This window comes from Caballeronia choica (assembly GCF_001544535.1).
Classification (GTDB): Bacteria; Pseudomonadota; Gammaproteobacteria; order Burkholderiales; family Burkholderiaceae; genus Caballeronia; species Caballeronia choica.
This window is the reverse complement of sequence record NZ_FCON02000005.1, coordinates 56,381-80,943: the sequence shown is the minus strand read 5'-3', so window position 1 is coordinate 80,943 and position 24,563 is coordinate 56,381. Positions and strand designations below refer to the sequence as shown.

Here is a 24,563-nt window from a genome sequence, read left to right as displayed (position 1 = left end):
CGACCGGATGGTGATTGGAAGGGTCACGCTGGAAGGACTACGCGCCGCGGTGCTTTTGCTGGCATTCGCTGCAAAGCCCGCTCAGTTCGACGACCTGATGGCGCACTTCGAAACCGTGCGCGGGCGCGCTCGCCGAGAGCGTCGACGCGAGTTCGTCGCCGGGAATCTCGAGCGTGGCGCCGCATTCTTCGCAGATCAGGAACTGGCTTTCGTGCGGTTGCCCGACGTCGCAGCACGCGAGGAACGCATTCTTCGACGCGATGCGGTGCACGAAGCCGTTCTCCACCAGAAAGTCGAGCGCGCGATAGATGGTCGTGGGCGGCACGCGGCCGCCGCGATGCGGCTCCATCGCGTCGATCAGGTCGTACGCGCCGATCGGTTTTTGCGCGCGCAGGACGAGTTCGTAGACCTGGCGCCTGAGCGGCGTGAGCGCAAGGCCGCGTTCAGCGGCGAGCGCCTCGGCACGCAAAAGCATGTGTTCGCAAGACTCGGACATGAGGTTTCGCAGTAGTGACCCGGCCGATGCCGGAGTCGGAATTTTCCGAGATGATATAACGTATCACCGGGTTTTGCATGACGAACGATGCTCCGTCGGGTTGGGTTCGAAATGCCTTCGATTTGGCTGTCAGCCGCGCTGGCAGGGGTTTTCCCGGAGACGACAATGATTGCGCGGCGCAGCATCGAAAGATCGCAACGTGCCTTGACAGCGCTCGATGCGTCGCCGATCATTCGATCAAAGAGAGAGCAATTGTTCGCACGCAGAGCGTTCGCTCGGCGCGACGATCGAAAAACGAACCCGGAGACAAGCCTTGAAACTGCAAGACAAGGTAGCGATTCTGACTGGCGCCGCGAGCGGCATCGGCGAGGCGGTAGCGAAGCGGTATCTCGATGAAGGCGCGAAAGTCGTCGTCGTCGATGTGAAGGACGAGGGTGAACTGGCCCAGCGTTTCAGCGCGACCGCGGACCGTGTGCTCGCATTGCGCGCCGACGTGACCAAGCGCGACGACATCAAGCGCATCGTCGGTGCGACGGTCGAGCGTTTCGGCGGCATCGACATTCTCTTCAACAACGCGGCGCTCTTCGACATGCGCCCGATCCTCGACGAATCCTGGGACGTGTACGACCGCCTGTATGCAGTCAACGTGAAGGGCATGTTCTTCCTGATGCAGGCGGTCGCGCTTCGGATGGTGGAGCAGGGACGCGGCGGCAAGATCATCAACATGGCGTCGCAGGCGGGGCGCCGCGGCGAAGCGCTGGTCTCGCACTATTGCGCGACCAAGGCCGCCGTCATCAGCTATACGCAGTCGGCCGCGCTCGCGCTCGCGAAAGAGCGCATCAACGTGAACGGCATCGCGCCGGGTGTCATCGATACGCCGATGTGGGAGCAGGTCGATGCGCTCTTCGCCAAGTACGAGAACCGGCCGCTCGGCGAGAAGAAACGCGTCGTGGGCGAGGAAGTGCCGCTCGGCCGCATGGGGCTGCCCGCCGACCTGACGGGCGCGGCGCTGTTCCTCGCGTCGCCGGATTCGGACTACATCACCGCTCAGACACTGAACGTCGACGGCGGCAACTGGATGAGCTGAAGCTGAACTGAAGCACGCGACGGCTCGTCAAGGCGCGTGAGTCCGCCGCGCCGCGAGCCGTTCGCTTCACTCAACTTGATTGCCTTCGGGCGCCGTCTATATTGGAACGGCGCAGTTTGAACGACGGCGCACGCCGTCTTCCATACCGGTATCTCCTGTCAGCCGGCGAGGCTCAGGAGCCGCAGCAATGCGCACGAGTACGTATCGATTACGCAGCGAGTACGCATCGAATACACCCGCATCACGCCAGCAATCGGCAAGCCACGCAGCACGAGTGCCCGTGCTCACGAAAAAGGAGACGAACCAACATGAAATGCGCCCAACTAAACGTTCGAGCATTGCAAGGCCGCACGACGGCCGCACGCACGCTTGCCCTTGCCGCGTTCGCCGCGGCCGCGCTGGTCCCGATGGCCGCGAAAGCCGCCACCACGGTGACGATCGCCACCCTCAACAACCCGGACATGATCGAGTTGAAGAAGCTGTCGCCGGCATTCGAGAAAGCGAATCCCGACATCCAGCTCAAGTGGGTGATCCTCGAGGAAAACGTGCTGCGCCAGCGCGCGACGACCGACATCACCACCAACAGCGGCCAGTTCGACGTGATGGCGATCGGCACGTATGAAGCGCCGCAGTGGGGCAAGCGCGGCTGGCTCGTGCCGATGGCCAACTTGCCCGCCGACTACGATCTCGAAGACGTCGTGAAGTCCGCTCGCGACGGTCTCTCGTACAACGGCCAGTTGTACGCGCTGCCGTTCTACGTCGAAAGCTCGATGACGTACTACCGCAAGGACCTGTTCCAGGCGGCTGGCCTCAAGATGCCCGACCAGCCGACCTACGACCAGATCAAGCAGTTCGCCGACAAGCTCACCGACAAGTCGAAGGGCCAGTACGGCATTTGCCTGCGCGGCAAGGCGGGCTGGGGCGAGAACATGGCGTTCGTGTCGACGGTGGTGAACACGTTCGGCGGCCGCTGGTTCGACGAGACCTGGCATGCCCAGCTCGACACGCCGGAGTGGCACAAGGCGGTCAGCTTCTACGCCGACCTGCTGAAGAGCGACGGCCCTCCGGGAGCCAGCTCGAACGGCTTCAACGAGAACCTCACGCTGATGTCGTCGGGCAAGTGCGCGATGTGGATCGACGCGACGGTCGCGGCCGGCATGCTCTACAACAAGGCGCAGTCGCAAGTGGCCGACAAGATCGGCTTCGCCGCCGCGCCGATCGCCGTGACGCCGAAGGGCTCGCACTGGCTGTGGTCGTGGTCGCTCGCGATCCCGAAGACGTCGAAGTCGCAGGATGCCGCGAAGAAGTTCATCACGTGGGCGACGAGCAAGCAATACATCGAGATGGCCGGCAAGGATGAAGGCTGGGCCTCGGTGCCGCCCGGAACCCGCAAGTCGACTTACGCGCGGCCCGAGTACAAGCAGGCCGCACCGTTCGGCGACTTCGTGCTGAAGGCGATCGAAACGGCCGATCCGAACGATTCGTCGCTGAAGAAGGTGCCGTACAGCGGCATCCAGTTCGTCGGCATTCCCGAGTTCCAGTCGTTCGGCACCGTGGTCGGGCAGTCGATCGCGGGTGTCGTCGCCGGACAAACCACCGTCGATGCCGCGCTCAAAGCTGGCAACGCCGCCGCCGACCGCGCGGTGAAACAGGCAGGGTATCAGAAGTAAGCGCAGTAGCCCATCGCAGTAAAGCGGGCCGCGCGGCGTCTGAGAGGCGGCGCGGTCCGCGCATCATCGAGAGGTGACACGATCATGAGTCAACTGAATCCCCCCATAACGGACCACTACGCCGAATCCGCGGCCGAGCGCGACAAGCGCCGCGCGAAGTCGGTCCGCTGGCTCATCATGCCGTCGACCGGCGTGCTGTTCCTGTGGATGGCGATCCCGCTCGCGATGACGATCTGGTATTCGTTCTCGCGCTACAACCTGCTCAATCCCGATGTCAAAGGCTTCGCTGGCCTCGACAACTACGAGTTCCTCGCCACCGACCCCGCGTTCGGCCCTTCGATCTATCACACGCTGACGCTGATCGGCTCGGTGCTCCTCATCACCGTGGTCGGCGGCGTGCTGCTCGCGGTGCTGTTCGACCGCAAGTTCATCGGGCAGGGCATCGCGCGGCTGCTGGTGATCGCGCCGTTCTTCGTCATGCCGACGGTCAGCGCGCTGATCTGGAAGAACATGATCCTGCACCCGGTCTACGGGCTCGTCGCGCAGGCCATGCGAGGGATGGGCATGCAGCCGATCGACTGGTTCGCCGACTATCCGCTGTTCGCGGTGATCATGATCGTCGCGTGGCAGTGGCTGCCGTTCGCGTTCCTGATCCTGTTCACGGCGATCCAGTCGCTCGACCAGGAGCAGAAGGAAGCAGCGCGCATCGACGGCGCGGGTCCGTTCGCGATGTTCTTCTTCATCACGCTGCCGCACCTGAAACGCGCGATCGCGGTCGTAGTGATGATGGAAACCATTTTCCTGCTGTCAATCTTCGCTGAAATCTACACGACGACGGGCGGCGGCCCGGGCACGGCGACGACCAACCTGTCGTACCTGATCTACGCGCTCGGCCTGCAGCAATTCGACGTCGGCCTGGCTTCCGCCGGCGGGATTCTCGCCGTGGTGCTGGCGAACATCGTCGCGTTCTTCCTCGTGCGGATGCTCGCGAAAAACCTGAAAGGGGAGTACGACTCATGAGCCATCCCGTTACCACAACCCGTTCCGTGCCGGCCCTCGATATGGTCAAGCGCGGCATTCCCGGCGTCCTCGCGTGGCTGGTGTCGATCCTGCTGTTCTTCCCGATCTTCTGGATGACCATCACGGCGTTCAAGACCGAGCAGCAGGCGTATGCGTCGTCGCTGATTTTCACGCCGACGCTCGACAGCTTCCGTGAGGTGTTCGCACGCAGCAATTACTTCGGCTTCGCGTTGAATTCGATCCTGATTTCGCTCGGCGTCACCGTGATCTGCCTGTTGCTCGCGGTGCCGTGCGCCTACGCGATGGCGTTCTTCCCGACCAAGAAGACGCAGAAAGTGTTGCTGTGGATGCTGTCGACGAAGATGATGCCGTCGGTCGGCGTGCTGGTGCCGATCTATCTGCTGTGGAAAAACAGCGGACTGCTCGACACCGTCACGGGTCTCATCATCGTCTACACGCTGATCAACCTGCCGATTGCCGTGTGGATGGCGTTCACGTACTTCAACGAAGTGCCGCGCGACATCCTGGAAGCCGGCCGCATCGACGGCGCGACGACCTGGCAGGAGATCGTCTACCTGCTGATGCCGATGGCGCTGCCGGGGCTCGCGTCCACCGGATTGCTGCTCGTGATCCTCTCGTGGAACGAGGCGTTCTGGAGCATCAACCTGTCGAGTTCGAACGCCGCGCCGCTGACGGTTTTCATCGCGTCGTATTCGAGCCCTGAAGGCTTGTTCTGGGCCAAGCTCTCGGCGGCTTCGCTGCTCGCGGTCGCGCCGATCCTGATCGTCGGCTGGCTGTCGCAGAAGCAGCTTGTACGCGGCCTGACGTTCGGCGCCGTGAAGTGAGCGAGGCCACGCTTGTGAACCTCAACCTCACCCCAAGCCCGGCAAACGTCGACGATCGCCTGGTGATCTGCGATTGCGACGGCGTGCTGATCGACAGCGAAGCCGTCGCGGCGCGGGTCCTCGTCGAGGAACTGCACGCGCTGTGGCCGGGTGTCGATGTCGAGCCGGTCGTGTTGCCGCTCCTCGGGCTGCGCATCGAAGCGGTGCTCACCAGCACCGCCGACACGCTCGGACAGACCATCGACGCCGGAGAGATCGATGCGATCCGCCGCGCGGTCGAAGCCGCCGCGGTCGGTGCGCCGCCGGTCGAGGGCATCGCCGAGGCGCTCGCGGCGATCCCGGTCCGCAAGGCGTGCGCGAGCAACAGTTTCTCGCCGTATGTCGAAACCGTGCTGAAGCGCACGGGCCTCGTGCGCTTCTTCGGCGAGCGGCGCTTCTGCGCCGACATGGTCGCGAACCCTAAGCCCGCGCCCGACGTGTATCTTGCGGCGGCGCGCACGCTGCGCGTGTCGACGGCGCATTGCCTCGTGGTCGAGGACAGCGTGACGGGCGTCACGGCGGCGAGGGCGGCGGGCATGGCGGTGCTCGGCTTCATCGGCGGAGGACACGCAACCGAAGGACAAATCGATGCGCTGCGGCGCGCGGGCGCAAGCGTCGTTTTCGACGACATGAAGCGACTGCCCGCGCTCGTGGGCGAATGGCTGCAAAACGCGACTTTCGAGATTCGCTGACGACCCGGAACTTCATTGAGAGGCTGCGGATCGCGAATCGAACCAGCACCGGATGCATGGAGACACATCATGGCAAGCCTGACTTTACGCGGTATCAACAAGCGTTACGAAGAAACCGAAGTGATGAAGAGCGTGAACCTCGACATCAACGACGGCGAGTTCGTCGTGTTCGTCGGCCCGAGCGGCTGCGGCAAGTCGACGTTGATGCGCATGATCGCGGGACTCGAGGACATCAGCGCCGGCGATCTGATGATCGACGGCACGCGCGTGAACGAACTGCCGCCCGCGAAACGCGGCATCGCAATGGTGTTCCAGTCGTACGCGCTCTATCCGCACATGACGCTCTACGACAACATGGCGTTCGGCCTCAAGCTCGCGGGCGAGAAGAAGCCGGCCATCGACGCCGCCGTGAAGCAGGCGGCGAAGATTCTGCACATCGATCACCTGCTTGATCGCAAGCCGAAGCAGTTGTCGGGCGGGCAGCGCCAGCGCGTCGCGATCGGGCGCGCGATCACCCGGAAGCCGAAGGTGTTCCTGTTCGACGAACCGCTCTCCAACCTCGACGCCGCCCTGCGCGTGAAGATGCGCCTCGAATTCGCGCGCCTGCACGACGAACTCAAGACGACGATGATCTACGTGACGCACGACCAGGTCGAAGCGATGACGCTCGCGGACAAGATCGTCGTGCTGTCGGCGGGCAATGTCGAGCAGGTGGGCACGCCGAACCAGCTCTATCACGCGCCGGCCAACAAGTTCGTCGCGGGTTTCATCGGCTCGCCGAAGATGAATTTCCTGAACGGGACGGTCACGCAGGTCATGAGCGACGGCGTGCTCGTGAAGTACGCGACCGGTGAGACGCAACTCGTCGCGGTCGAGCCGGGCAATGCGAAGGTCGGCGATGCGGTCACGGTGGGCATCCGCGGAGAGCATCTCCATGCGGGCACGGCGGCGACGGTCGAACATGGTGTGTCGACCACGACGATGGCCGTCGAATCGCTCGGCGATTCGGCTTACCTGTATGCCGAATCGCCCGTGGCGCCGGATGGCCTGATCGCGCGCATTCCGCCGCTTGAGCGGCACGCGCGTGGCGAGACGCTCAAGCTGGGCGCTACGCCGGAGCACTGCCATCTGTTCAACGCGGAGGGGCAGGCGTTCAAGAGGAAGATCATCGAGGTTTTGTCGGCGGCTTGATCGACGCTTGACGTGACGCGTTGGCCGTTCGGCCGACTGTTGGTGTCGCGCAAGGCTGAATAGGATCGAAGCGCCTGGACTGCATGTGCAGCCAGGCGCTTTTTGTCTTTAAATCCGAATTTAGCCATGACGACACTAAATTCAACACATATCTCTAAGCAGATAAATTTCCCCTTATCTAGACTCTGCGGTCCACTCAATAAGGAGACCGCAATGGAAGAGGATTTTGTACCGTTTCACACGATCGGCGTGCTCGAGCCGTCCGACGACGGCGGCCTGGTCATCCGCATTTCGGCAGAGGTCGTGGCGGAGCGCAAGCTCAAGGCCGGCGAGCGGATGGACCTGGATCGCCGGGAATGGTTTCTCGATGACCCAACGCATCCGTATTACGACGATCCTAATGAGAACCGGCTCGAGGGCATGACCCCCGAGAAAATGGCCGCCATCATGGAGGCGTCGTCGGCCTGTGTGGAGGATTTCGTCAATGGTTGATCCGTTCTGGATACCCGATCGCCAGGACATGATCTGGATTGATTTTGACTGCGGCGTAAGCGGGACGGAAATGTCCGGCATGCATCCGATGATGGTGCTCTCGACTCGCGAGTTCACCGAGGATACCGGGCTCGTGCTTGGCATTCCGATGACTTCGTCGGAATCCAATCTATCGAATCGGTACGCAATGCCGTTCGTCGAACAGAGCGAATTGAAGTTCGTCCTGCCCTCGATGCCGAAGTCCTTTGTCCTGCGGGCACGCAACGCGGCTCCGCATCCTTGGGGCAAGGTGCCAGGTGAGCCGTTCGGAAGGGCGAGAAAGATGCTGGAGCGGCTCGTCAACTCCGGTGTCTAGCAAGCGTGCGCGAGCGGCTATGCCTCCAGCGCCGCCCGCGCACAAAGCTCATCCGTCACGAGCCCCGACAGCCATTTCCCCTTCAACGTCGCGATCAGCGCCTCGCGCTTCCTCAGCCCGCCGGCAAATCCGATCGTCGGCCGCTTCGGCGGTGCATCGATCTTCAGGCTCGTCACGCGCGCCCCCGTCGCCGAATTTACCCGCGCGCCCTCGGCATCGATCGGCAAGCCGAGCAGTTCGGCCACCGCGCCCGCCTGCATCAGTTCCTTCACTTCGGCTAGCGTGATGAAGCCGTCCTCGTGCAGCGGGCAGTTGACGCCCACATTGCCGACCCCGACGAACGCCACGTCGGCTTTCTGCGCGAGTGCATCGACGATGCGATACAGCCGGTGATTGCACCACTGCGCGCGTTCGGCTTCGTTGTCGGCCATGAGGGGCGCGGGCAGCATGAAGTGCTTGCCGCCCGTCTTCTCGGACAGATGCTGCGCGACGTCATAGGGATTCGACGATCCGTCATGGGCGATCGCGCCGACCATCGACACGAGCCGGTGCTGCGGCCGCTCCAGTTGCCCGATCTGCTCGACGACGGCCTTCAGCGTGCGCCCGCTGCTGATCGACACGACGAGCGGCTTCTCCTCGCCGAGAAAGCGCTCCATCACCTGCGCGCCCGCCACTGCGAGCTTGCGGTCGACCTGTTCGCTGGTGTCGCCGTCGATCGGCACGACTTCGCACAGCGTGAGCCCGTAGCGCTTCGACAACTGCGCCGCGAGCGACAGGCAATCGGCGATCCGGTGATCGACGCGCACGCGGATCAGGTTCTTCTCGACCGCGAACGCGACCAGCCGCTGCGCCACCGGCCGCGAGATCTGCAGCTTCTCTGCGATCTCGTTCTGGGTATTGCCCGCGACGTAGTAGAGCCAGGCGGCTCGCGTAGCGAGATCGAGTTTTTCGTTGGACTTGGGCACGGTGTTCGTCGTCGTCGTTGCGCTCGCGCTGGGAGAGCACGCTGGTTATTGTGCCTGTATCTCGTGTGCAGGCCGCCTTGAAATGGCGGCCATATCCAAATCGAGCAATCGAGCAATCGAGCAGCCCGCGGTCAGGCGAGCCGCGGTCGCGCCGGATCGAAGAGCGGCCGCACGTGCCGGTACAACTCGCGAAAGCCCTTCAGCCGCTGGCGCAGCAATTCATGGCGCTCCGGGTTGGGAATGAACTCGTCCTTGACGGGCGGTTTCGCGAGCACCGTCGCCGGATCGCCGCCCGCTGCCAGCCAGCCGAGCCGCGCCGCGCCGAGTGCTGCGCCCGTCTCGCCGCCGCCGTGCGTGCGGGTGGTCGTGTCGAACGCGTCGGCGAACATTTGTCCCCAGTACGCGCTGCGTGCGCCGCCGCCGAGCAGCGACAGCGCGTGCGCCTCGGTGCCGCCCGAACGCAGCGCGTCGAGTCCGTCCGTGAGCGCGAGCGTCACGCCTTCCAGCACCGAGTAGCCGAGCAGCGCGCGGTCGGTCGCGTGCGTCATGCCGAAGAAGACGCCCTGCGCGAACGGATCGTTGTGCGGCGTGCGCTCGCCGCTCAGATACGGCAGGAAGAGCGGGGCGATCGCGGTCGATTCGGGTTTGAGCAACGCGATTTCGGCGAGCAGCGCGGGTTCGTCAGTCGAGGTGAGCTTGCAGACCCAGCGCAGGCAGCTAGCCGCCGACAGAATCACACTCATCTGATGCCAGCGATCGGGAATCGCGTGGCAGAACGCATGCACCGCCGACGCCGGATTCGGCCGGAAGCGGTCGCCGACGACGCACAGCACGCCCGACGTTCCGAGCGAGAGGAAGCCGTCGCCCGGTTCCGTCGCGCCGATGCCGATCGCGCTGGCCGCGTTGTCGCCGCCGCCCGCCGCGACGACCACGCCTTCGCGCAAGCCGAGTTCCCGCGCGAGTTCGGGGCGCAACGTGCCCGACGGCTCGCTGCCTTCGGCGAGCGCGGGCATCTGCGCGCGCGACATGTCGCAGGCGGCGAGCAACGCGTCGGACCAGTCGCGGCGCGCGACGTCGAGCCACAGCGTGCCGGCCGCGTCCGACGGGTCGGAGACCTTGGTGCCCGTCAGGTGCAGGCGCAGATAGTCCTTCGGCAGCAGCACGCAGGCGGTCTGCTTGAAGATGTCCGGTTCGTTGTGCGCGACCCAGAGCAGTTTCGGCGCGGTGAAGCCGGGCATCGCGAGATTGCCCGCGATGCGATGCAACTCCGGCGCACGCTCGGTGAGTTCCGCGCATTCCTTGTCGCTGCGCATGTCGTTCCAGAGGATCGCCGGCCGCAGCACGCGATCGCTTGCATCGAGCAGCACGGCGCCGTGCATCTGTCCCGAGAGGCCGATGCCGCGCACTTGTGCGAACTCGGCGGGAAACTTCTCGCGCAGCGCAAAGAGCGCGGTGCGCGTGCCTTCCCACCAGTCGAGCGGATTTTGTTCCGCCCAGCGCGGTTTCGGACGCGAAACGGTGAACGGCGTTCCCGCCGTCCCGATGACGCTGCCGTCGCTCGCGAGCAGCAGGACTTTTACTTCGGAGGTGCCGAGGTCGATACCCAGATACATGAACGAACCCTTATCGAAGGCGGAAGGCAGAAGCGAAGGCGCAAAGCCGGAGCCGCTAATGTAGCGCCGCGTCCGGCATTACGCCATGAGCATGAGAACGGAACGCGGCTTGACGCGTGCGCGCCGATCAGGCTCAGGACCGCTTTTCGAGCCAGCCGTCGACGCGGGCGACAGCCGCGCGCAACACGCGTTCGAGTCCTTCGGTCCCGGCCATGCTGCCCCACAGGAGCTTGTCGCTGGCGAACGCCTTCAGCGGATCGGCCGACGTGAAGAAGCCGTGCGCGACGGCCGGGTCCATCACGCCGTCCTGATATGTGTACGGCAGCTTGCCCTGATGCCAGCGGTCGAGGAAGCGGAAGAAGAGCGCGGGCAGCACGGCGGTCGCGTTCGGATCGACCTTGCGGGCGAAGCATTCGGAGAGGGTCGGCGCGATGAAGCCGGGCAGCTTCGAGAAGCCGTCGGCGGCGACGCGCTGGTTCGTGTCCTGGATATGCGGATTGCTGAAGCGGTCGAGCACGACGTCGCGATACTTCGCGAGATCGAGCGGACTCGGCGTGAGGCACGGAATCACGTCCTCGGTGACGTAGGCATCGGCGAAGGCGCGGATCTCCGGGTCGAGCGTGCCTTCATGGATGTACTGCAGGCCGACCAGCGACCCCGCCCACGCGATGCAGCTATGGCTCGCGTTCAGGATGCGGATCTTGGCTTCTTCGTAAGGCAGCACCGATTCGACCATCTCCGCGCCGACCTTCTCCCACGCCGGACGACCGGCGCAGAAGTGATCCTCGATCACCCACTGGATGAACGCTTCGCCCATGACGGGCGCGCGGTCGTCGAAGCGGGTCGCGGCTTGCACGCGTTCGCGGACGTCGGGCGTGGGGCGCGGCGTGATGCGGTCGACCATCGAATTCGGGCACGACGTGTTGGCGAGCATCCAGTCGCGCAGTGCGGTCTCGCCGCGCAGTTGCAGGAATTCGAGCATCCCGGCCTTGAAGCGGTCGCCGTTGCTGCGCAGGTTGTCGCAGTTCTGCAGCGTGACCCTGCCGGCGTCCTGCTTCATGCGCGCATCGAGGATCGCGGCGAGCGCGCCGTAGATCGTCGTGCGCGCGCCCTTGAGGTCGGCGGCGATGTCGGGGTTCGCGGTGTCGAGCTTGTGGTGTTCGTCGAGGTAGTAGCCGCCTTCGGTCACGGTGAACGACACGATCTTGCATTCCGGCGCCGCCCCTGCCGCGACAAGCGCTTCCAGATCGGCGGACCACGGCACGACTTTCGTGATCGACTTGACGGTCTCGTAAGCGCGCTCGCCTTGCGGCGTCACGGTTTCGAGCGTGTAGGCGCCGTCTTGCGCAGCGAGCGCTTCGAGCACGGCGTTCATGTCGCCGCGGATATTGCCGACGGTGAGCGACCAGCGCGTGTCGCCCGAGTCGATCAGCCGGTGCAGGTACCACGCCTGGTGCGCACGATGAAACGATCCCGCGCCAATGTGCAGGATTACATCGGCGGCCGAATTGCGTTCGCTAGTCATGTCTGTCGTCCTCTGCTCTGAATGGAAGCGTCCGTTCGATGTCGTCCGCGTGTTTTGCGTCGATGCCGGCTATTGCTTGCCTGGATTGCTGTTTGCCGATCAATTGCTCTCATTGTGAGCGAATGATCGTAGCGAGAGGAGGGAAAGTCAAGGCGTGGCGCAGCAAGGATCTCGCTGCGATGCGGCAGTGACGGCGCCGGATCGGGCTTCAGGGCTTGATGGAAAGGGAGAAAAGGCGACGCTGCGCCGCACAACAACGATCGTTCAGCGCGAATTCACCGGATGCGCATCGAACACGGGTCCCTGCACGAAGCGCACGTCGAATTGCTGGAGCGCGTCGAACTGCGCCTCGTCGGCGACGTGGCTGAAGATCAGCGGAATCCTGAGCCGGTTTGCATAGCCGACGAGGTGCTTGACGACCGAGTCGCGCAAGGCGGACCCCGCGTCCATCTTGATGAAGTCGAGCCGGGCCATTTCCGACACCGACATGATCTGGCCGGCGTTCGGCAGATTGCCCGCGACCTTGAAGCCATAGTGTTGATAGCTCTTGGTCAGGTAGCCGAGGAAGGTCTTGTGCGCGACCGCCGCCGCCGGCAACTCGATCACGATTCGCGACGGATTCAGCCCGAAATCGATCAGCACCGACGAAAAATGCAGTCCGTGGTCGTACTTCACGCTCTTGAGCAGGCGCTCGTGGACGCGCAGGAACAGCAGCCCCGGGCGCTGCGTCCCGAAGAAATTGAACGCATGCAGCGCCCGCGAAAGGCGGTCGAGTTCGACGAGTTCGCGATCGCTTTCGATTTGAGCGAACAGATCGAACGACGAGCCATCGGCGAGCAGGGTCAGCGCCTGGACGCCCAGTTCGTCGCCGAAGCGCTCGGCGCTTTCCGGCGAGGCCGACAGTGTCTGCGGGAAGCTGTGCGTGCCGACATCGAAGATCGGCTCATAGGCGCTCGCCAGCCCGACGCCCTCGTATCGCGCGATCGCCGCAGCGCGATGCTCCCTTTCGCCCAGCACGATATGCGCGCCGAGGAAGGGGTGCGCGGCGGCTTTGGAGACGAGTTCGGCGACGGTCGGCGCGATCATGGATTCGAGCTAGTGGGGCTTGGCGCGCGTTTGGCGCCACGGGACATGCATCGATGGTAGCAGCGCGCGATCCATCCCTTTGCACAAAATTCACATATTGATATGCGGTATCGATACGCCTGCTAGGGTTAACGACGATTTAACTAATCGTAATTGGTTTTACTATACGTAAATTAGATCGTTGTCTTGAAAATGCCCCGCGGGCGCGCATCGCAACGACACCGAATTCAACCAAGGAATCACAACATGCCGACGTTCGAGACCCATACGGACGCGAGCCTCCACTACCAGTCGGGGTTCGCCAACGATTTCGCCTCCGAGGCGCTCCCGGGCGCGTTGCCGCTCGGCCGCAACTCGCCGCAGCGCGCCCCCTATGGCCTCTACGCCGAGCAACTGTCCGGCACCGCGTTCACCGCGCCGCGCGCCCACAACCGGCGTTCGTGGCTGTATCGAATCCGGCCGGCTGCCGTGCACATGCCGTTCTCGCAGATGCGCGGCGAAACGCTGCGCGCGAAGCTCGTCGCGAATTTCGCGGAAGTGCCGCCGACACCGCCGAACCAGCTTCGCTGGGACCCGCTGCCGATGCCCGCCGAGCCGACCGATTTCATCGACGGCTGGGTGACGATGGCTGGCAACGGCGCGGCCGAATCGATGACGGGCTGCGCGATCCATCTGTACGCGGCCAACCGCTCGATGAAGGACCGCTTTTTCTACAGCGCCGACGGCGAGTTGCTGATCGTGCCGCAGGAAGGGCGCCTGTCGATCTTCACGGAGATGGGCAAGCTCGACGTCGCGCCGTTCGAAATCGCCGTGATTCCGCGTGGCGTGCGTTTTGCCGTGACGCTCCCCGACGACGAGGCACGCGGCTACATCTGCGAAAACTTCGGCGCGCTACTGCAATTGCCGGATCTCGGCCCGATCGGCTCGAATGGCCTCGCGAATCCGCGCGACTTCCTCACGCCGCATGCCGCATACGAAGATCGCGAAGGCGCGTTCGAACTCGTCGCGAAGATGAACGGCGCGCTGTGGCGCGCGGACATCGGCCATTCGCCGCTCGACGTGGTCGCGTGGCACGGCAACTACGCGCCGTACAAGTACGACCTGCGCCACTTCAACACGATCGGCTCGATCAGCTACGACCATCCCGATCCGTCGATCTTTCTCGTGCTGCAATCGGTCAGCGACACGCCGGGCGTCGATACGATCGACTTCGTGATCTTCCCGCCGCGCTGGCTCGCCGCCGAGGATACGTTCCGCCCGCCCTGGTTCCATCGCAATGTCGCGAGCGAGTTCATGGGCCTCGTGCACGGCGCGTACGACGCGAAGGCCGAAGGCTTCGTGCCGGGCGGTTCGAGCCTGCACAACTGCATGTCGGGGCACGGCCCGGATGCGGGCACGTTCGAGAAGGCGTCGAACATCGATACGTCGAAGCCGGCGAAAGTCGGCGACACGATGGCCTTCATGTTCGAAACCCGCACGCTGATCAAGCCGACGCAATTCGCGCTCGAAACCGCGCAACTGCAGGCGCATTACTACGAGTGCTGGCAAGGCCTCGCCAAACATTTCAATCCGGAGCAACGATGAGCACGTCCGCACAACTGCAAGCGACCCTGGCCCCTGCGCTGAAAAGCTGGATCGAGTCGGCCAACGACCCGGCGAGCGACTTCCCGATCCAGAACCTGCCGTTCGGCGTGTTCAGCAACGACGTGAATCCGGCGCGGCGCGTGGGCGTGGCGATCGGCGACTGGATCGCGGACCTGGCGGTACTGGAACAGGCCGGCCTGCTCGACACCGCCGATGTTTTCGACAAGCCGCGCCTGAACGATTTCATCGCGCTCGGCCGCGACCGTTGGCGCAGCGTGCGCATCGCGTTGAGCGCGTTGCTCGCAAGCGGCAATGCGACCCTGCGCGACGATGCTGCGCTCCGCCAGCGCGCGCTGGTGCCGCAGGCGGACGCGACGCTTCATCTGCCCGTCGAGATTCCCGGCTACACGGACTTCTACTCGTCGAAGGAGCACGCAACGAACGTCGGCTGCATGTTCCGCGATCCGAAGAACGCGCTGCTGCCGAACTGGTCGGAGATGCCGATCGGGTACAACGGGCGGGCGTCGTCGGTGATCGTGAGCGGCACGCCGGTGCGGCGTCCGAACGGGCAGATCAAGTTGCCAGGCGACGAGCGTCCCGTGTTCAGCGCGTGCCGCAAGCTGGATATCGAACTGGAGATGGGTTTCATCGTCGGCGCGGGGAATGCGCTGGGTGAGCCGATCGACTGCAACGATGCCGAGCAGCATATCTTCGGCATGGTGCTGTTGAACGACTGGAGCGCGCGTGACATCCAGCAGTGGGAATACGTGCCGCTCGGGCCGTTCAACGCGAAGGGTTTCGCCACGACGATCTCGCCCTGGATCGTCACGCTCGATGCGCTCGAACCGTTCCGCACCGCGACGCCGCAGCAGGAACCGCAGCCGCTCGCGTACCTGCGTCACGAAGGCGATCACGCGTTCGACATCGAACTGGAAGTGACGCTGCGTCCCGAAGGCGCGGCCACGGCGACCACGATCTCGCGGACCAATTTCAAGCTGATGTACTGGTCGATGGCGCAGCAACTCGCGCATCACACGGTGGCGGGCTGCAACACGCGGGTGGGCGATCTGATGGGTTCGGGCACGATCAGCGGGCCGACGCCGGATTCATGCGGGAGCCTGCTGGAAAGCACCTGGAACGGCACGCGGCCGATCAAGCTGGAGGACGGCGGCGAGCGAGCGTTCATCGAGGATGGCGACGAGCTGACGCTCGCGGGATGGTGCCAAGGCGATGGGTATCGCGTGGGGTTCGGCCAGTGCGCGGGGCGGATTCTGGCCGCGCGGGGGGCGGGTTCAGCGGGCTAAAGAGCATGCGCACAACAAACGCGCGGGTGGGTTGAGCTTTCGCCTGACGGGTGAGCGCGTAGCGCGAGGCCGGATGAATGACTGCTGGTCCACTCCGCATAGCGGTGCGACGTGCGCGCCTTTTCTACATGCCAACAACGGGGAAACCCCGCTAACGACACTCCCCCGGTTGGACCACTCCGACATAACGGTCTAGCGGCGCATGGCAAGCATTGGCGGTGGGAGGCTGCTTTCTTTGGTTACTTTCTTTGCAGCAGCAAAGAAAGTGACTGCCGCCCCGCACAGGGGCAGAGCAAATAGACCGACACGAACACAAGTTCCACAGAAGCCTGAGCGCATCAAACGCCGCAAATACTCCAACCCCAACCCCAACCCCAAGCGCCAGCGCTCACCTTTCCCACGCAGCCTGCCCGATTGCCGAGCGCCGCGCGCGTCTTTCGAGCGATGCCGAGAGCAGCGTCAATCCAAACGCGCCGCACGCCATCGTCACGCCGACCCAAGGCAGCGATTCCAGCGGCGCGCCCGCACCGATCGCCATGCCGCCGAGCCATGCGCCCGTCGCGTTGCCGAGGTTGAACGCGCCCTGATTGAGCGTCGATGCGAGGTTCGGCGCGTCGCTTGCGCGGTTCACGATCAGGATCTGCAGCGGCGGCACGATCGCGAACGCGAGCACGCCCCACAGGAAGATCGTGACCATCGCGGGAACGGCCGAGTGCATCGTCGCGGCGAAGATCGTGAGAATCACGACGATCGCGAGCAGGAACGACAGCAGCGAGCGCAGCACCTTCCAGTCCGCGAGCTTGCCGCCAAGCGTGCTGCCGACCGTCAGCCCGAGACCGAACAGCAGCAGCACGAGCGTGACCGCGTGCGGCGAGAAACCGGTCACGTCCTCGAGGATCGGGGTGATGTAGGTGAAGACCGAAAAGAGACTGGCGGAGGCCAGCACGCTGATGCCGAGCACCATCAGCACTTGCGGGTTCTTCAGCACGTCGAATTCGCGCAGGATGCTGGTCTCGCGCATCTCGATGTGCTTCGGCAGGCAGACCTGAAGGGCAGCCGCCGCGAGCAGTCCGATCAGCGTCACGACCCAGAACGTCGCGCGCCAGCCGGCCGCCTGCCCGAGCGCCGTGCCGAGCGGCACGCCCAGCACGTTCGCGAGCGTGAGCCCGGTGAACATCAGCGCGATGGCCTGCGCGCGGCGGTTCGGCGCGACGAGGTCGGCGGCAACGACCGAGCCGATGCCGAAGAACGCGCCGTGGCAGAACGCGGTCACGATGCGCGCGCCCATCAGCACCCAGTAGCCCGGCGCGATTGCGCACAGCAGATTGCCGACGATGAAGACGCCGATCAGGCCCATCAGCGCCTTCTTGCGCGGCATCTTCGCGGTGACGATGGCAAGGATGGGCGCGCCGATCGTCACACCGAGCGCGTAGCCCGAGACGAGCATGCCGGCGGCGGGAATCGATACGGCGAGATCGCGGGCGACATTGGGCAGAAGGCCCATGATGACGAATTCGGTCGTGCCGATGCCGAACGCGGCAATGGCGAGAGCGAGAAGGGGCAAGGGCATGGCGGGAGCGGAGGGGGCGCGGAAGTCTCGTCGCAACGCGCGTTTTCGGAGTGAAAGACGCAAGCGTCAGGCGGCGAACGAAGGGTTGAATTGTACCGAAGGGTTCAAAAGCGTGCTGGTGAAAACCCTAATTCGCGTGCGTTGGGCACGAGATTCGCGTGCAGGGTTATTTTGCTGAAAGCCTGGGTTGGCGCAGGAATTCTTCGCCAATTTCCCGCTTATGAACGGTTCTTTTAATTACGAGACGACAAAATCGGGAACGTTGCGCATTGGGCGGTGTTGGAGAAACGCCTCGTTGCGCTTGTTCATGTCTGTGGGTAAGGTCGAATCTTCGTACTTTTTTGAGATCGCCCCATGATTGATCGCCGGTGGAAGGGGTTGTTGATGGCCGTTCTCGTCGCGAGTGGCGCGAGTGGCGCGCACGCACAGAGCAGCGCGAGCGGTCCGATCGCGACGACGGGCGGCGCGCTGCAATTCGTGCCGGACGGCGCGGCTTACGTCGCACAGGTCGACGGTCGCGTGTTCGACCATCTGAACGCGAACCGCCTCCGGCACTTCGACGAGACCTCCGGTGCGCACGGCGCGGTCGCGCGGATGATCGTCGAAGGGAACGACGGTCTCGTGCTCTACGACTTTCGGCGCAACCCGCCCGCGGTCGAGCGGATCGGACGCCGACTGAAACTCGACGGCGTGTACTGGCAGCGAGACGAAGTCGTGCTCAAGAGCACGGAGGGCTGGTACAGGTTCCAGCGCGGGACGCTGACGAAACTGACGTCATCGAAGACGATTTACCACTAAGCCAGGCCAAGCCGAGCAGACATCACGCGTCACGCCGCACGCCAAAAACCCGCTCTCCCGCGACCACATAGATCGCTTCGCCGCGCGCGGTTTCATTGATCTCGAATCCGCCGGTGAAGCCGCCAAACGCCGGCAGCACGCCCGAGCGCGCGCCAAACCGGAAGCACGGCAGCCGCGCGTGATCCGTGCGCGTCGCGATGCGGTACACCGGATGCTCGTGGCCCGCGAGCGCGTACGCGCCTTCCACCGTCTGCGGATGATGACAAAGCGACCACGGTCCCAGCGCGTACGGCTCGTCCACCTTCTCGAAGCCGAGCGCATCCGGCAACGCGCCCGCATGCCGGTCGTGATTGCCTTCGACCAGCAACAGCCGCAACCCGCGATGCCTCGCGCGCCACGCGGATAACGCGCTCAACGTCTCCTCGGCGTGAGACTCGCGCGCATGCAGCAGGTCGCCCAAAAACACGATCGACTCCGGCCGATGCGTGCTCACCAGCGCATCGAGCCGCGCGAGATTCTCGCCGGTCGATCCCGCGGGCACCGGAATCCCGCGCGCGCGGAACACGGCGTCCTTGCCGAAATGCGCATCGGCGATGAAAAGCGCCTTCAGCAGCGGATCGAACGCCGCGCGCTCGGCCGAGAGCAGCAGCGTGTGCCCCGCGACATCGACGGTCAGCGCTTCCGTCGTCATGTGCGCGCCGCCTTTTCCAGGTCGGCCAGCATCCGCTCGACGCGATCCGACAGCTTCTCCGTGCTCACCTTCTCGCGCAGCCGTCCGATGATGAGCGGAAACGCGAAGGGCGTCGGCTTCTTCGGATGCGTCAGCGCGAGGCGGCTCGCGCTCATGCTTTCCAGCGCCACGCGGATGCGCTCGAGTTCCAGTTCCTGCAACCTCACTTCCTCCTCGGCCTGCGCGAGCAGCAGGTTGCCGCTGTCGTGCTTGCGGAAGACTTCGTAGAACAGCCCGCTCGAAGCCTGCAATTGCCGCGCGCTTTTCTGCTGCCCAGGATGCCCCTGGAACACGAGCCCCGACACCCGCGCGATCTCGCGAAAGCGCCGCGCCGCGAGTTCCGACGAGTTCAGGCTCGCGAGGATGTCGTGCGCGAGGTTGTCGGGCGAGAAGAGGCCGTTTTCGATGAGCGTCTCCCAGTCGAACGGACGCGCGGACAGCAGTTCGAACCCGTAGTCGTTCATCGAGATCGAGAACGTGCTCGGCTGGTCCCGCGCGACGCGCCAGCCAATCAGCGAGCCGAGCCCGATATGCGCGGTGCGCCCGGCGAACGGATAGCAGAAGAAGTGATGGCCTTCGCGCGAACGGATCGCTTCGACCAGCAGCACGCCCGGCCCCGGCAGCGCCGACCATCTTGCCTGCAATTCGAGCAGCGGGCGCACGGCGCGCATCTCCGGCTCGTCGTAGATGCCGGCGTTCGCACGCGCGAGCATCATTAGCGTGGCGCCCGCGAGTTCGGACGAAAGCGGCATGCGGCTGCCCGCCCATTGCGGCATTGCGCCGCGCGAGGAGGTCGCGCGCTTCACGTAGGCGGTCATGTCGCGCACGCGCACGAGTTCGAGCGCGCGGCCGCCGAAGGTGAAGACGTCGCCGGGCTTGAGGCGCGAGATGAACGATTCCTCCATTGCGCCGATGCGTCCGCCCGTCATGTACGCGACGTTGATGGTCGCGTTCGCGACGATCGTGCCGACATTGTTCCGATGCCGCCGGACCAGATCCTCGCGCGGCACGCGATAGACGCCGTCGTCGCCGAGCGTCACGCGGTGGTAGTCCGGATATGCCGCGAGCGACGTGCCGCCGCGCTCGACGAACGCGAGCGCCCAGTCGAACTCCTGCTGCGTCAGGTCGCGATACGCGTAGGCGCTGCGAACCTCGTCGAACAGTTCCGAAGCCCTGAAACCGCCGCCGATCGCCACCGTCACCAGATGCTGGACGAGCACGTCGAGCGGTTTCGCCGGCATCTCGCGGCCTTCGATGCGCCGTTCCGCGACGGCCCAGCGCGCCGCCGCCGCTTCGACGAGTTCGAGTGCGTGCGTCGGCACGATCGTCACGCGCGACGCCCGGCCGGGCGCGTGGCCCGAGCGGCCGGCGCGCTGCATCAGGGGCGCGACGCCTTTCGGCGAGCCGATCTGGAACACGCGCTCGACGGGCAGGAAGTCGACGCCCAGATCGAGGCTCGACGTGCAGACGACGGCCTTCAACTGTCCGTTCTTCAGACCCGTTTCCACCCACTCGCGCACTTCCTGATCGAGCGAGCCGTGATGCAGCGCGATCAGCCCGGCCCAGTCCGGCCGCGACTCCAGCAACGCGCGATACCAGATCTCCGACTGCGAGCGCGTGTTGGTGAAGACGAGCGAACTGCGCGCCTGTTCGATTTCATTAGCGACCGGGCCGACCTGCCGCACGCCGAGATGACCGCCCCATGGAAACCGCTCGATCGTGTCGGGGATCAGCGTGTCGACGATCAGCGTCTTCGGCTGCGCGCCGCGCACGGTCACGCGCGGCGTTTTCACGGACGCAAGCAGCGCGTCGTGCGCGAACGCGAGATTGCCGAGCGTCGCGGACAAACCCCACACCTGAATGCCGGGACGCCAGCGTGCGAGGCGCGCGAGCGCGAGCTGTGTCTGCGTGCCGCGCTTGTTTCCCAGCAGCTCGTGCCATTCATCGACGACGACGAGCCGCACATGCGCGAGTTCCTCTTGAGCGTCGGCGCGGGTCAGCATCAGCGTGAGGCTTTCGGGCGTCGTGACGAGCGCCGATGGCATGCGGCGGTTCTGCCGCGCGCGCTCGGCAGACGGCGTGTCGCCGGTGCGCAAGCCGACCGTCCACGGCACGGCGAGCGCGGTGACGGCCGACTGCAACGCGCGGGCGGTATCGGCGGCGAGCGCGCGCATCGGCGTGATCCACAGGACCGTGAGCGGCGCGGGCACGGCGCGGGCGCCGCTTTGCGCGAACGTCGCGAGCGCGCCGAGCCAGACCGCCCAGGTCTTGCCCGCGCCGGTCGTCGCGTGGAGCAGGCCGCTCGATCCGTGCGCGATCTCGCGCCACACTTCGCGCTGGAAATCGAACGGCTGCCAGCCCTTATCGGCGAACCAGTGTTTCAGGCGCTCGTCGAAGGGGCGGCTTGCCTGTTCGGCGTCGATGGCGAGCGGCGCGGGGCGAAACAACTCGGCCACGGCATCGGCGCGGGCTTGCGCCGCGCGCGTTTTCGGCACGCGGCGCGGACGCGGTGGCCGATGCTTCGCGTCGTCCGGCGCACTCATGGCGCCGACCCGCCGAGAAACCCTTTGAGCATCGCGAGCGTATCGGCGTCTTCGATCCGCTTGTCCGTGCGCCAGCGCAACATGCGCGGAAAGCGCACCGCGATCCCCGACTTGTGGCGCGGGCTCGCCTGAATGCCTTCGAAGCCGATCTCGAAGACGAGCGTCGGCGTGACGCTGCGCACCGGTCCGAACTTCTCGACTGTCGTCTTGCGCACGATCGCATCGACCTGGCGCATCTCTTCATCCGTGAGGCCGGAATAGGCCTTCGCGAACGGCACCAGCGTGCGCGTGCCGTCGGCTTCGTCCCAGACCGCGAAGGTGAAATCGGTGTAGAGGCTCGCGCGCCGGCCGTGGCCGCGCTGCGCGTAGAGCAACACCGCGTCGATCGCATACGGGTCGATCTTCCACTTCCACCACGTCCCCGACGCCTTCGTGCGCCCGACGCCGTACATCGATTGCCGCTCCTTCAGCATCAATCCTTCGACCCCGCGCGCACGGCTTTCGTCGCGCAACGCGGCGAGCGCATCCCAGCCGTCTGCCTGAACGAGCGGTGAGACGCGCAGCAAATCGACGGCGAGCGTTTGCCCCAACTCCGCGGCAAGCGCATCGAGCCGCGCGCGGCGTTCGCCGAGCGGCGTCGTGCGCAGGTCGACGCCATTTGCTTCGAGCAGATCGTAGGCGAGCAGCGCGGCGGGCGAATCCGCCAGCACCTTCTTGGTCAGCGACTTGCGCGTGATGCGCGGTTGCAGTCGCGCGAATGGCAGCGGTGCGTCGGCGCCCGGCTCCCACGCGAGAATCTCGCCGTCGATCACGGTCCCGTCCGGCAGCGCCGCGCCGAGCGACGCGAGTTCGGGAAAGCGCTCGGTGATCAGGTCCTCGCCGCGCGACCACAGCCACACGCGGCCGCCGCGCTTGACCAGTTGCGCGCGAATCCCGTCCCACTTCCATTCGACGAGCCAGTCCGATGTCGCGCCGAGCGTCGCCGGATCGGCCTGCAACGGATGCGCGAGAAAGAACGGATAGGGCAGGCCGAGGTCGCTTTCGTGCGGCGTATCGAGGTCTTCGCCGGCGCTGTCGGGCGCGATCAACCGCAGGTAGCGCGCGGCGCTCGGCGCGTGGCGCGAATCGGTCCAGCCGACCATGCGTTGCGCGATGCGCTTGTGGTCGACGCCCGCCACTTCGGCCAGCGCGCGCACGACGAGTTGCCGCGCCACCCCGACGCGAAACCCGCCGCCGATCAGCTTCGTCAGCAGGAAGCGTTCGCTCCAGTTGAGTTCGTCCCAGTAGCCGAGCAGGCGTTCGCGCAGCGCCGGGGGACTCGCGCCGCGCAGCGTCAGCACGCGATCCTCGATCCATTGTGCAAGCCCCAGTTCGGATTCGCGTTCGGCGGGCGGCAGGACATGCGCGATGGTTTCGGCGAGGTCGCCGACCGCTTGATACGACTCGTCGAAGAGCCATTCAGGCAGGCCCGCGCGCTCGCGGGCGAGTTCGGTCAGCATGCGGGTGGGCACGGACTGGCGCGGCTTGCCGCCCGCGAGGAAATAGGCGGCCCACGCGGCGTCTTCCGGCTCCGCCACCGAGAAATACGCGGTCAGCGCTTCGAGCTTTTCGTTCGTCGATGTCGTGGCATCGAGCGCCGTGTAGAGCGTGGCGAAGCGCTTCATTGCTTGTCGCTCTCCCGGTTCGCCGTGTTCCCCGCGTTCACCACGTTCCCAGCATTCGTCGCATCGGCCGCGTCCCGCGCGTTCGGCGCGTGCCCTTCGCTCGCAGCGCTCTCCGTGCTGTTCGTGTTCTTCACGCTCTCGGCGTTCCCGACACTCCCCACAGCTTCAGCCGCGTCGGCTTCGATGGCATCGTCGCCATATTCGGTCTTGAACGCGCCGGCTTCGAGACCCTGTTCGCGCAGCCACCGCACCATCGGCTCGATCTGCCCATGCGTGACGATCACGCGTTCGGCCCCCGTTGCGCCGATCGCGGTTTGCAAGCCGGGCCAGTCGGCGTGATCGGACAGGACGAAGCCGCGATCCAGCCCGCGACGCCGCCGCGTGCCGCGCAGCCGCATCCAGCCGGACGCGAACGCATCGCTGTAGTCGCCGAAGCGGCGCATCCACGCGCTACCCTGCGCGGACGGCGGCGCGATCACCAGCGCGCCCTTGAACGCGGCCTTGTCGCGGGCGGCGATGTCGGAGACGAGCCGCGTCGGCGGCAGCGCGACCCCGGCTGCGCGATACGCGCGATTGAGCGGCTCGACCGCGCCATGGCAGAAGATCGGCCCGATCCCGCTGTCGACGCCCGCGAGAATGCGCTGCGCCTTGCCGAACGAATAGCAGAAGAGCACCGACGCGCGCCCTTGCGCCGCGTTGTGCCGCCACCAGGAATCGATGCCGTCGAACACCGCCTGCGACGGCTCCCATCGATAGATCGGCAAGCCGAACGTCGACTCGGTGATGAACGTCTCGCAGCGCACCGGTTCGAAGGGCGCACAGGTCGGGTCCGGCTCGATCTTGTAGTCGCCCGAAGCGACCCATACGCGCCCCGCGTGCTCGACGCGCACCTGTGCCGAGCCGAGCACATGTCCCGCCGGATGCAGCGACACGGTCACACCGTTGATCGCGATGCGCTCGCCATACGCGAGACCCTGAAGGTCGATGCCGGGCAACCTCGACAGCAGCACGCCGGTACCCGGCTCAGCCGCCAGATAGTGCCGATGACCGAAGCGCGCATGATCGGCGTGCGCATGCGTGATGACGGCGCGTTCGACGGGCCGCCATGGATCGATATGGAAGTCGCCCGCCGGACAATAAAGCCCTTCGGGGCGCGCGACGATGAGGTCGGCGTTCGCGTTCGAGTGTGCGTTCAACCCGGCTCCGGCTGGTCTCGCGGATGAAGTAGTTTGATTCTTGCAACAGAGCACATGCTGTGCCCGTCATGAGTCTTTCACGATCGGCCGCTAGGGTG

The 24,563-nt window shown here is 65.2% G+C and carries 21 protein-coding genes; 11 read left to right on the top strand and 10 right to left on the bottom strand.

The window, feature by feature from the left end:
* Positions 1–37: 37 nt before the first annotated feature.
* Positions 38–496, bottom strand: a complete 459-nt coding sequence (locus AWB68_RS03710; protein ID WP_087643010.1) for a Fur family transcriptional regulator — start codon at positions 494–496, stop codon at positions 38–40.
* Positions 497–809: 313 nt separating this feature from the next.
* Between AWB68_RS03710 and AWB68_RS03705 the strand changes: the two genes are divergently transcribed.
* The 8 genes from AWB68_RS03705 to AWB68_RS03670 all read left to right on the top strand — a co-directional run bounded on the left by AWB68_RS03705 (position 810) and on the right by AWB68_RS03670 (position 7,887).
* Positions 810–1,583 carry an L-iditol 2-dehydrogenase gene (locus AWB68_RS03705; RefSeq protein ID WP_087643009.1) on the top strand — a complete coding sequence of 258 codons (774 nt, stop codon included), beginning with the start codon at positions 810–812 and terminating at the stop codon, positions 1,581–1,583.
* 308 nt (positions 1,584–1,891) lie between these two features.
* Entirely contained in the window at positions 1,892–3,253 is a 1,362-nt protein-coding gene (locus AWB68_RS03700) for an ABC transporter substrate-binding protein (protein WP_087643008.1), read from the top strand.
* A gap of 84 nt (positions 3,254–3,337) precedes the next feature.
* A complete protein-coding gene (locus tag AWB68_RS03695) occupies positions 3,338–4,273 on the top strand; it encodes a carbohydrate ABC transporter permease (RefSeq protein WP_087643007.1) in 936 nt (311 codons plus the stop codon).
* On the top strand, positions 4,270–5,118 hold the full coding sequence (locus AWB68_RS03690) for a carbohydrate ABC transporter permease (RefSeq protein WP_087643006.1): 849 nt from the start codon (positions 4,270–4,272) through the stop codon (positions 5,116–5,118). The genes AWB68_RS03695 and AWB68_RS03690 overlap by 4 nt, the downstream gene beginning before the upstream one ends.
* A 14-nt stretch (positions 5,119–5,132) precedes the next feature.
* Complete coding sequence (locus AWB68_RS03685) at positions 5,133–5,849, top strand: HAD family hydrolase (RefSeq protein WP_200828620.1); 717 nt, start codon at positions 5,133–5,135, stop codon at positions 5,847–5,849.
* Between the two features lie 69 nt (positions 5,850–5,918).
* Positions 5,919–7,040 (top strand): ABC transporter ATP-binding protein, encoded by a 1,122-nt coding sequence (locus tag AWB68_RS03680; RefSeq protein ID WP_087643005.1) that lies wholly within the window; start codon positions 5,919–5,921, stop codon positions 7,038–7,040.
* Positions 7,041–7,253: 213 nt separating this feature from the next.
* Complete coding sequence (locus AWB68_RS03675; RefSeq protein ID WP_087643004.1) at positions 7,254–7,532, top strand: hypothetical protein; 279 nt, start codon at positions 7,254–7,256, stop codon at positions 7,530–7,532.
* Entirely contained in the window at positions 7,525–7,887 is a 363-nt protein-coding gene (locus AWB68_RS03670; protein ID WP_087643003.1) for a type II toxin-antitoxin system PemK/MazF family toxin, read from the top strand. Before AWB68_RS03675 ends, AWB68_RS03670 begins: the two co-directional genes overlap by 8 nt.
* A gap of 17 nt (positions 7,888–7,904) precedes the next feature.
* On the opposite strand, the gene AWB68_RS03665 is transcribed toward AWB68_RS03670, so the two are convergent.
* The 4 genes from AWB68_RS03665 to AWB68_RS03650 all read right to left on the bottom strand — a co-directional run bounded on the left by AWB68_RS03665 (position 7,905) and on the right by AWB68_RS03650 (position 13,076).
* A complete protein-coding gene (locus AWB68_RS03665) occupies positions 7,905–8,852 on the bottom strand; it encodes a sugar-binding transcriptional regulator (RefSeq protein WP_087643002.1) in 948 nt (315 codons plus the stop codon).
* Between the two features lie 131 nt (positions 8,853–8,983).
* Complete coding sequence (xylB, locus tag AWB68_RS03660; protein WP_087643001.1) at positions 8,984–10,465, bottom strand: xylulokinase; 1,482 nt, start codon at positions 10,463–10,465, stop codon at positions 8,984–8,986.
* 133 nt (positions 10,466–10,598) lie between these two features.
* Entirely contained in the window at positions 10,599–11,990 is a 1,392-nt protein-coding gene (gene dalD / locus AWB68_RS03655; protein WP_087643000.1) for a D-arabinitol 4-dehydrogenase, read from the bottom strand.
* Positions 11,991–12,254: 264 nt separating this feature from the next.
* On the bottom strand, positions 12,255–13,076 hold the full coding sequence (locus AWB68_RS03650) for an EAL domain-containing protein (protein WP_087642999.1): 822 nt from the start codon (positions 13,074–13,076) through the stop codon (positions 12,255–12,257).
* 246 nt (positions 13,077–13,322) lie between these two features.
* Between AWB68_RS03650 and hmgA the strand changes: the two genes are divergently transcribed.
* Both hmgA and fahA read left to right on the top strand, forming a co-directional pair.
* The gene (gene hmgA, locus AWB68_RS03645) at positions 13,323–14,660 is read left to right on the top strand and encodes a homogentisate 1,2-dioxygenase (protein WP_087642998.1); all 1,338 of its coding nucleotides are present in this window, start codon (positions 13,323–13,325) and stop codon (positions 14,658–14,660) included.
* Positions 14,657–15,964, top strand: a complete 1,308-nt coding sequence (gene fahA / locus AWB68_RS03640; protein ID WP_200828619.1) for a fumarylacetoacetase — start codon at positions 14,657–14,659, stop codon at positions 15,962–15,964. Before hmgA ends, fahA begins: the two co-directional genes overlap by 4 nt.
* Positions 15,965–16,352: 388 nt before the next feature.
* Here the strand turns inward: fahA and AWB68_RS03630 are convergent, their stop codons facing one another.
* A complete protein-coding gene (locus AWB68_RS03630; RefSeq protein ID WP_087642995.1) occupies positions 16,353–17,534 on the bottom strand; it encodes an MFS transporter in 1,182 nt (393 codons plus the stop codon).
* A 354-nt stretch (positions 17,535–17,888) separates the two neighbouring features.
* Between AWB68_RS03630 and AWB68_RS03625 the strand changes: the two genes are divergently transcribed.
* Positions 17,889–18,332, top strand: coding sequence for a hypothetical protein (locus tag AWB68_RS03625; protein WP_087642994.1), 444 nt, complete (start codon positions 17,889–17,891; stop codon positions 18,330–18,332).
* Positions 18,333–18,354: 22 nt separating this feature from the next.
* On the opposite strand, the gene pdeM is transcribed toward AWB68_RS03625, so the two are convergent.
* Genes pdeM through AWB68_RS03605 form a run of 4 tightly spaced genes read right to left on the bottom strand, consistent with a single transcriptional unit; the run spans position 18,355 to position 24,465 of the window.
* A complete protein-coding gene (pdeM, locus tag AWB68_RS03620) occupies positions 18,355–19,023 on the bottom strand; it encodes a ligase-associated DNA damage response endonuclease PdeM (protein ID WP_087642993.1) in 669 nt (222 codons plus the stop codon).
* Positions 19,020–21,605 (bottom strand): ligase-associated DNA damage response DEXH box helicase, encoded by a 2,586-nt coding sequence (locus AWB68_RS03615; RefSeq protein WP_087642992.1) that lies wholly within the window; start codon positions 21,603–21,605, stop codon positions 19,020–19,022. Before AWB68_RS03615 ends, pdeM begins: the two co-directional genes overlap by 4 nt.
* Positions 21,602–23,269 (bottom strand): ATP-dependent DNA ligase, encoded by a 1,668-nt coding sequence (locus tag AWB68_RS03610; protein ID WP_087642991.1) that lies wholly within the window; start codon positions 23,267–23,269, stop codon positions 21,602–21,604. The genes AWB68_RS03615 and AWB68_RS03610 overlap by 4 nt, the downstream gene beginning before the upstream one ends.
* Entirely contained in the window at positions 23,266–24,465 is a 1,200-nt protein-coding gene (locus AWB68_RS03605; protein WP_087642990.1) for a ligase-associated DNA damage response exonuclease, read from the bottom strand. The genes AWB68_RS03610 and AWB68_RS03605 overlap by 4 nt, the downstream gene beginning before the upstream one ends.
* Positions 24,466–24,563: the final 98 nt, after the last annotated feature.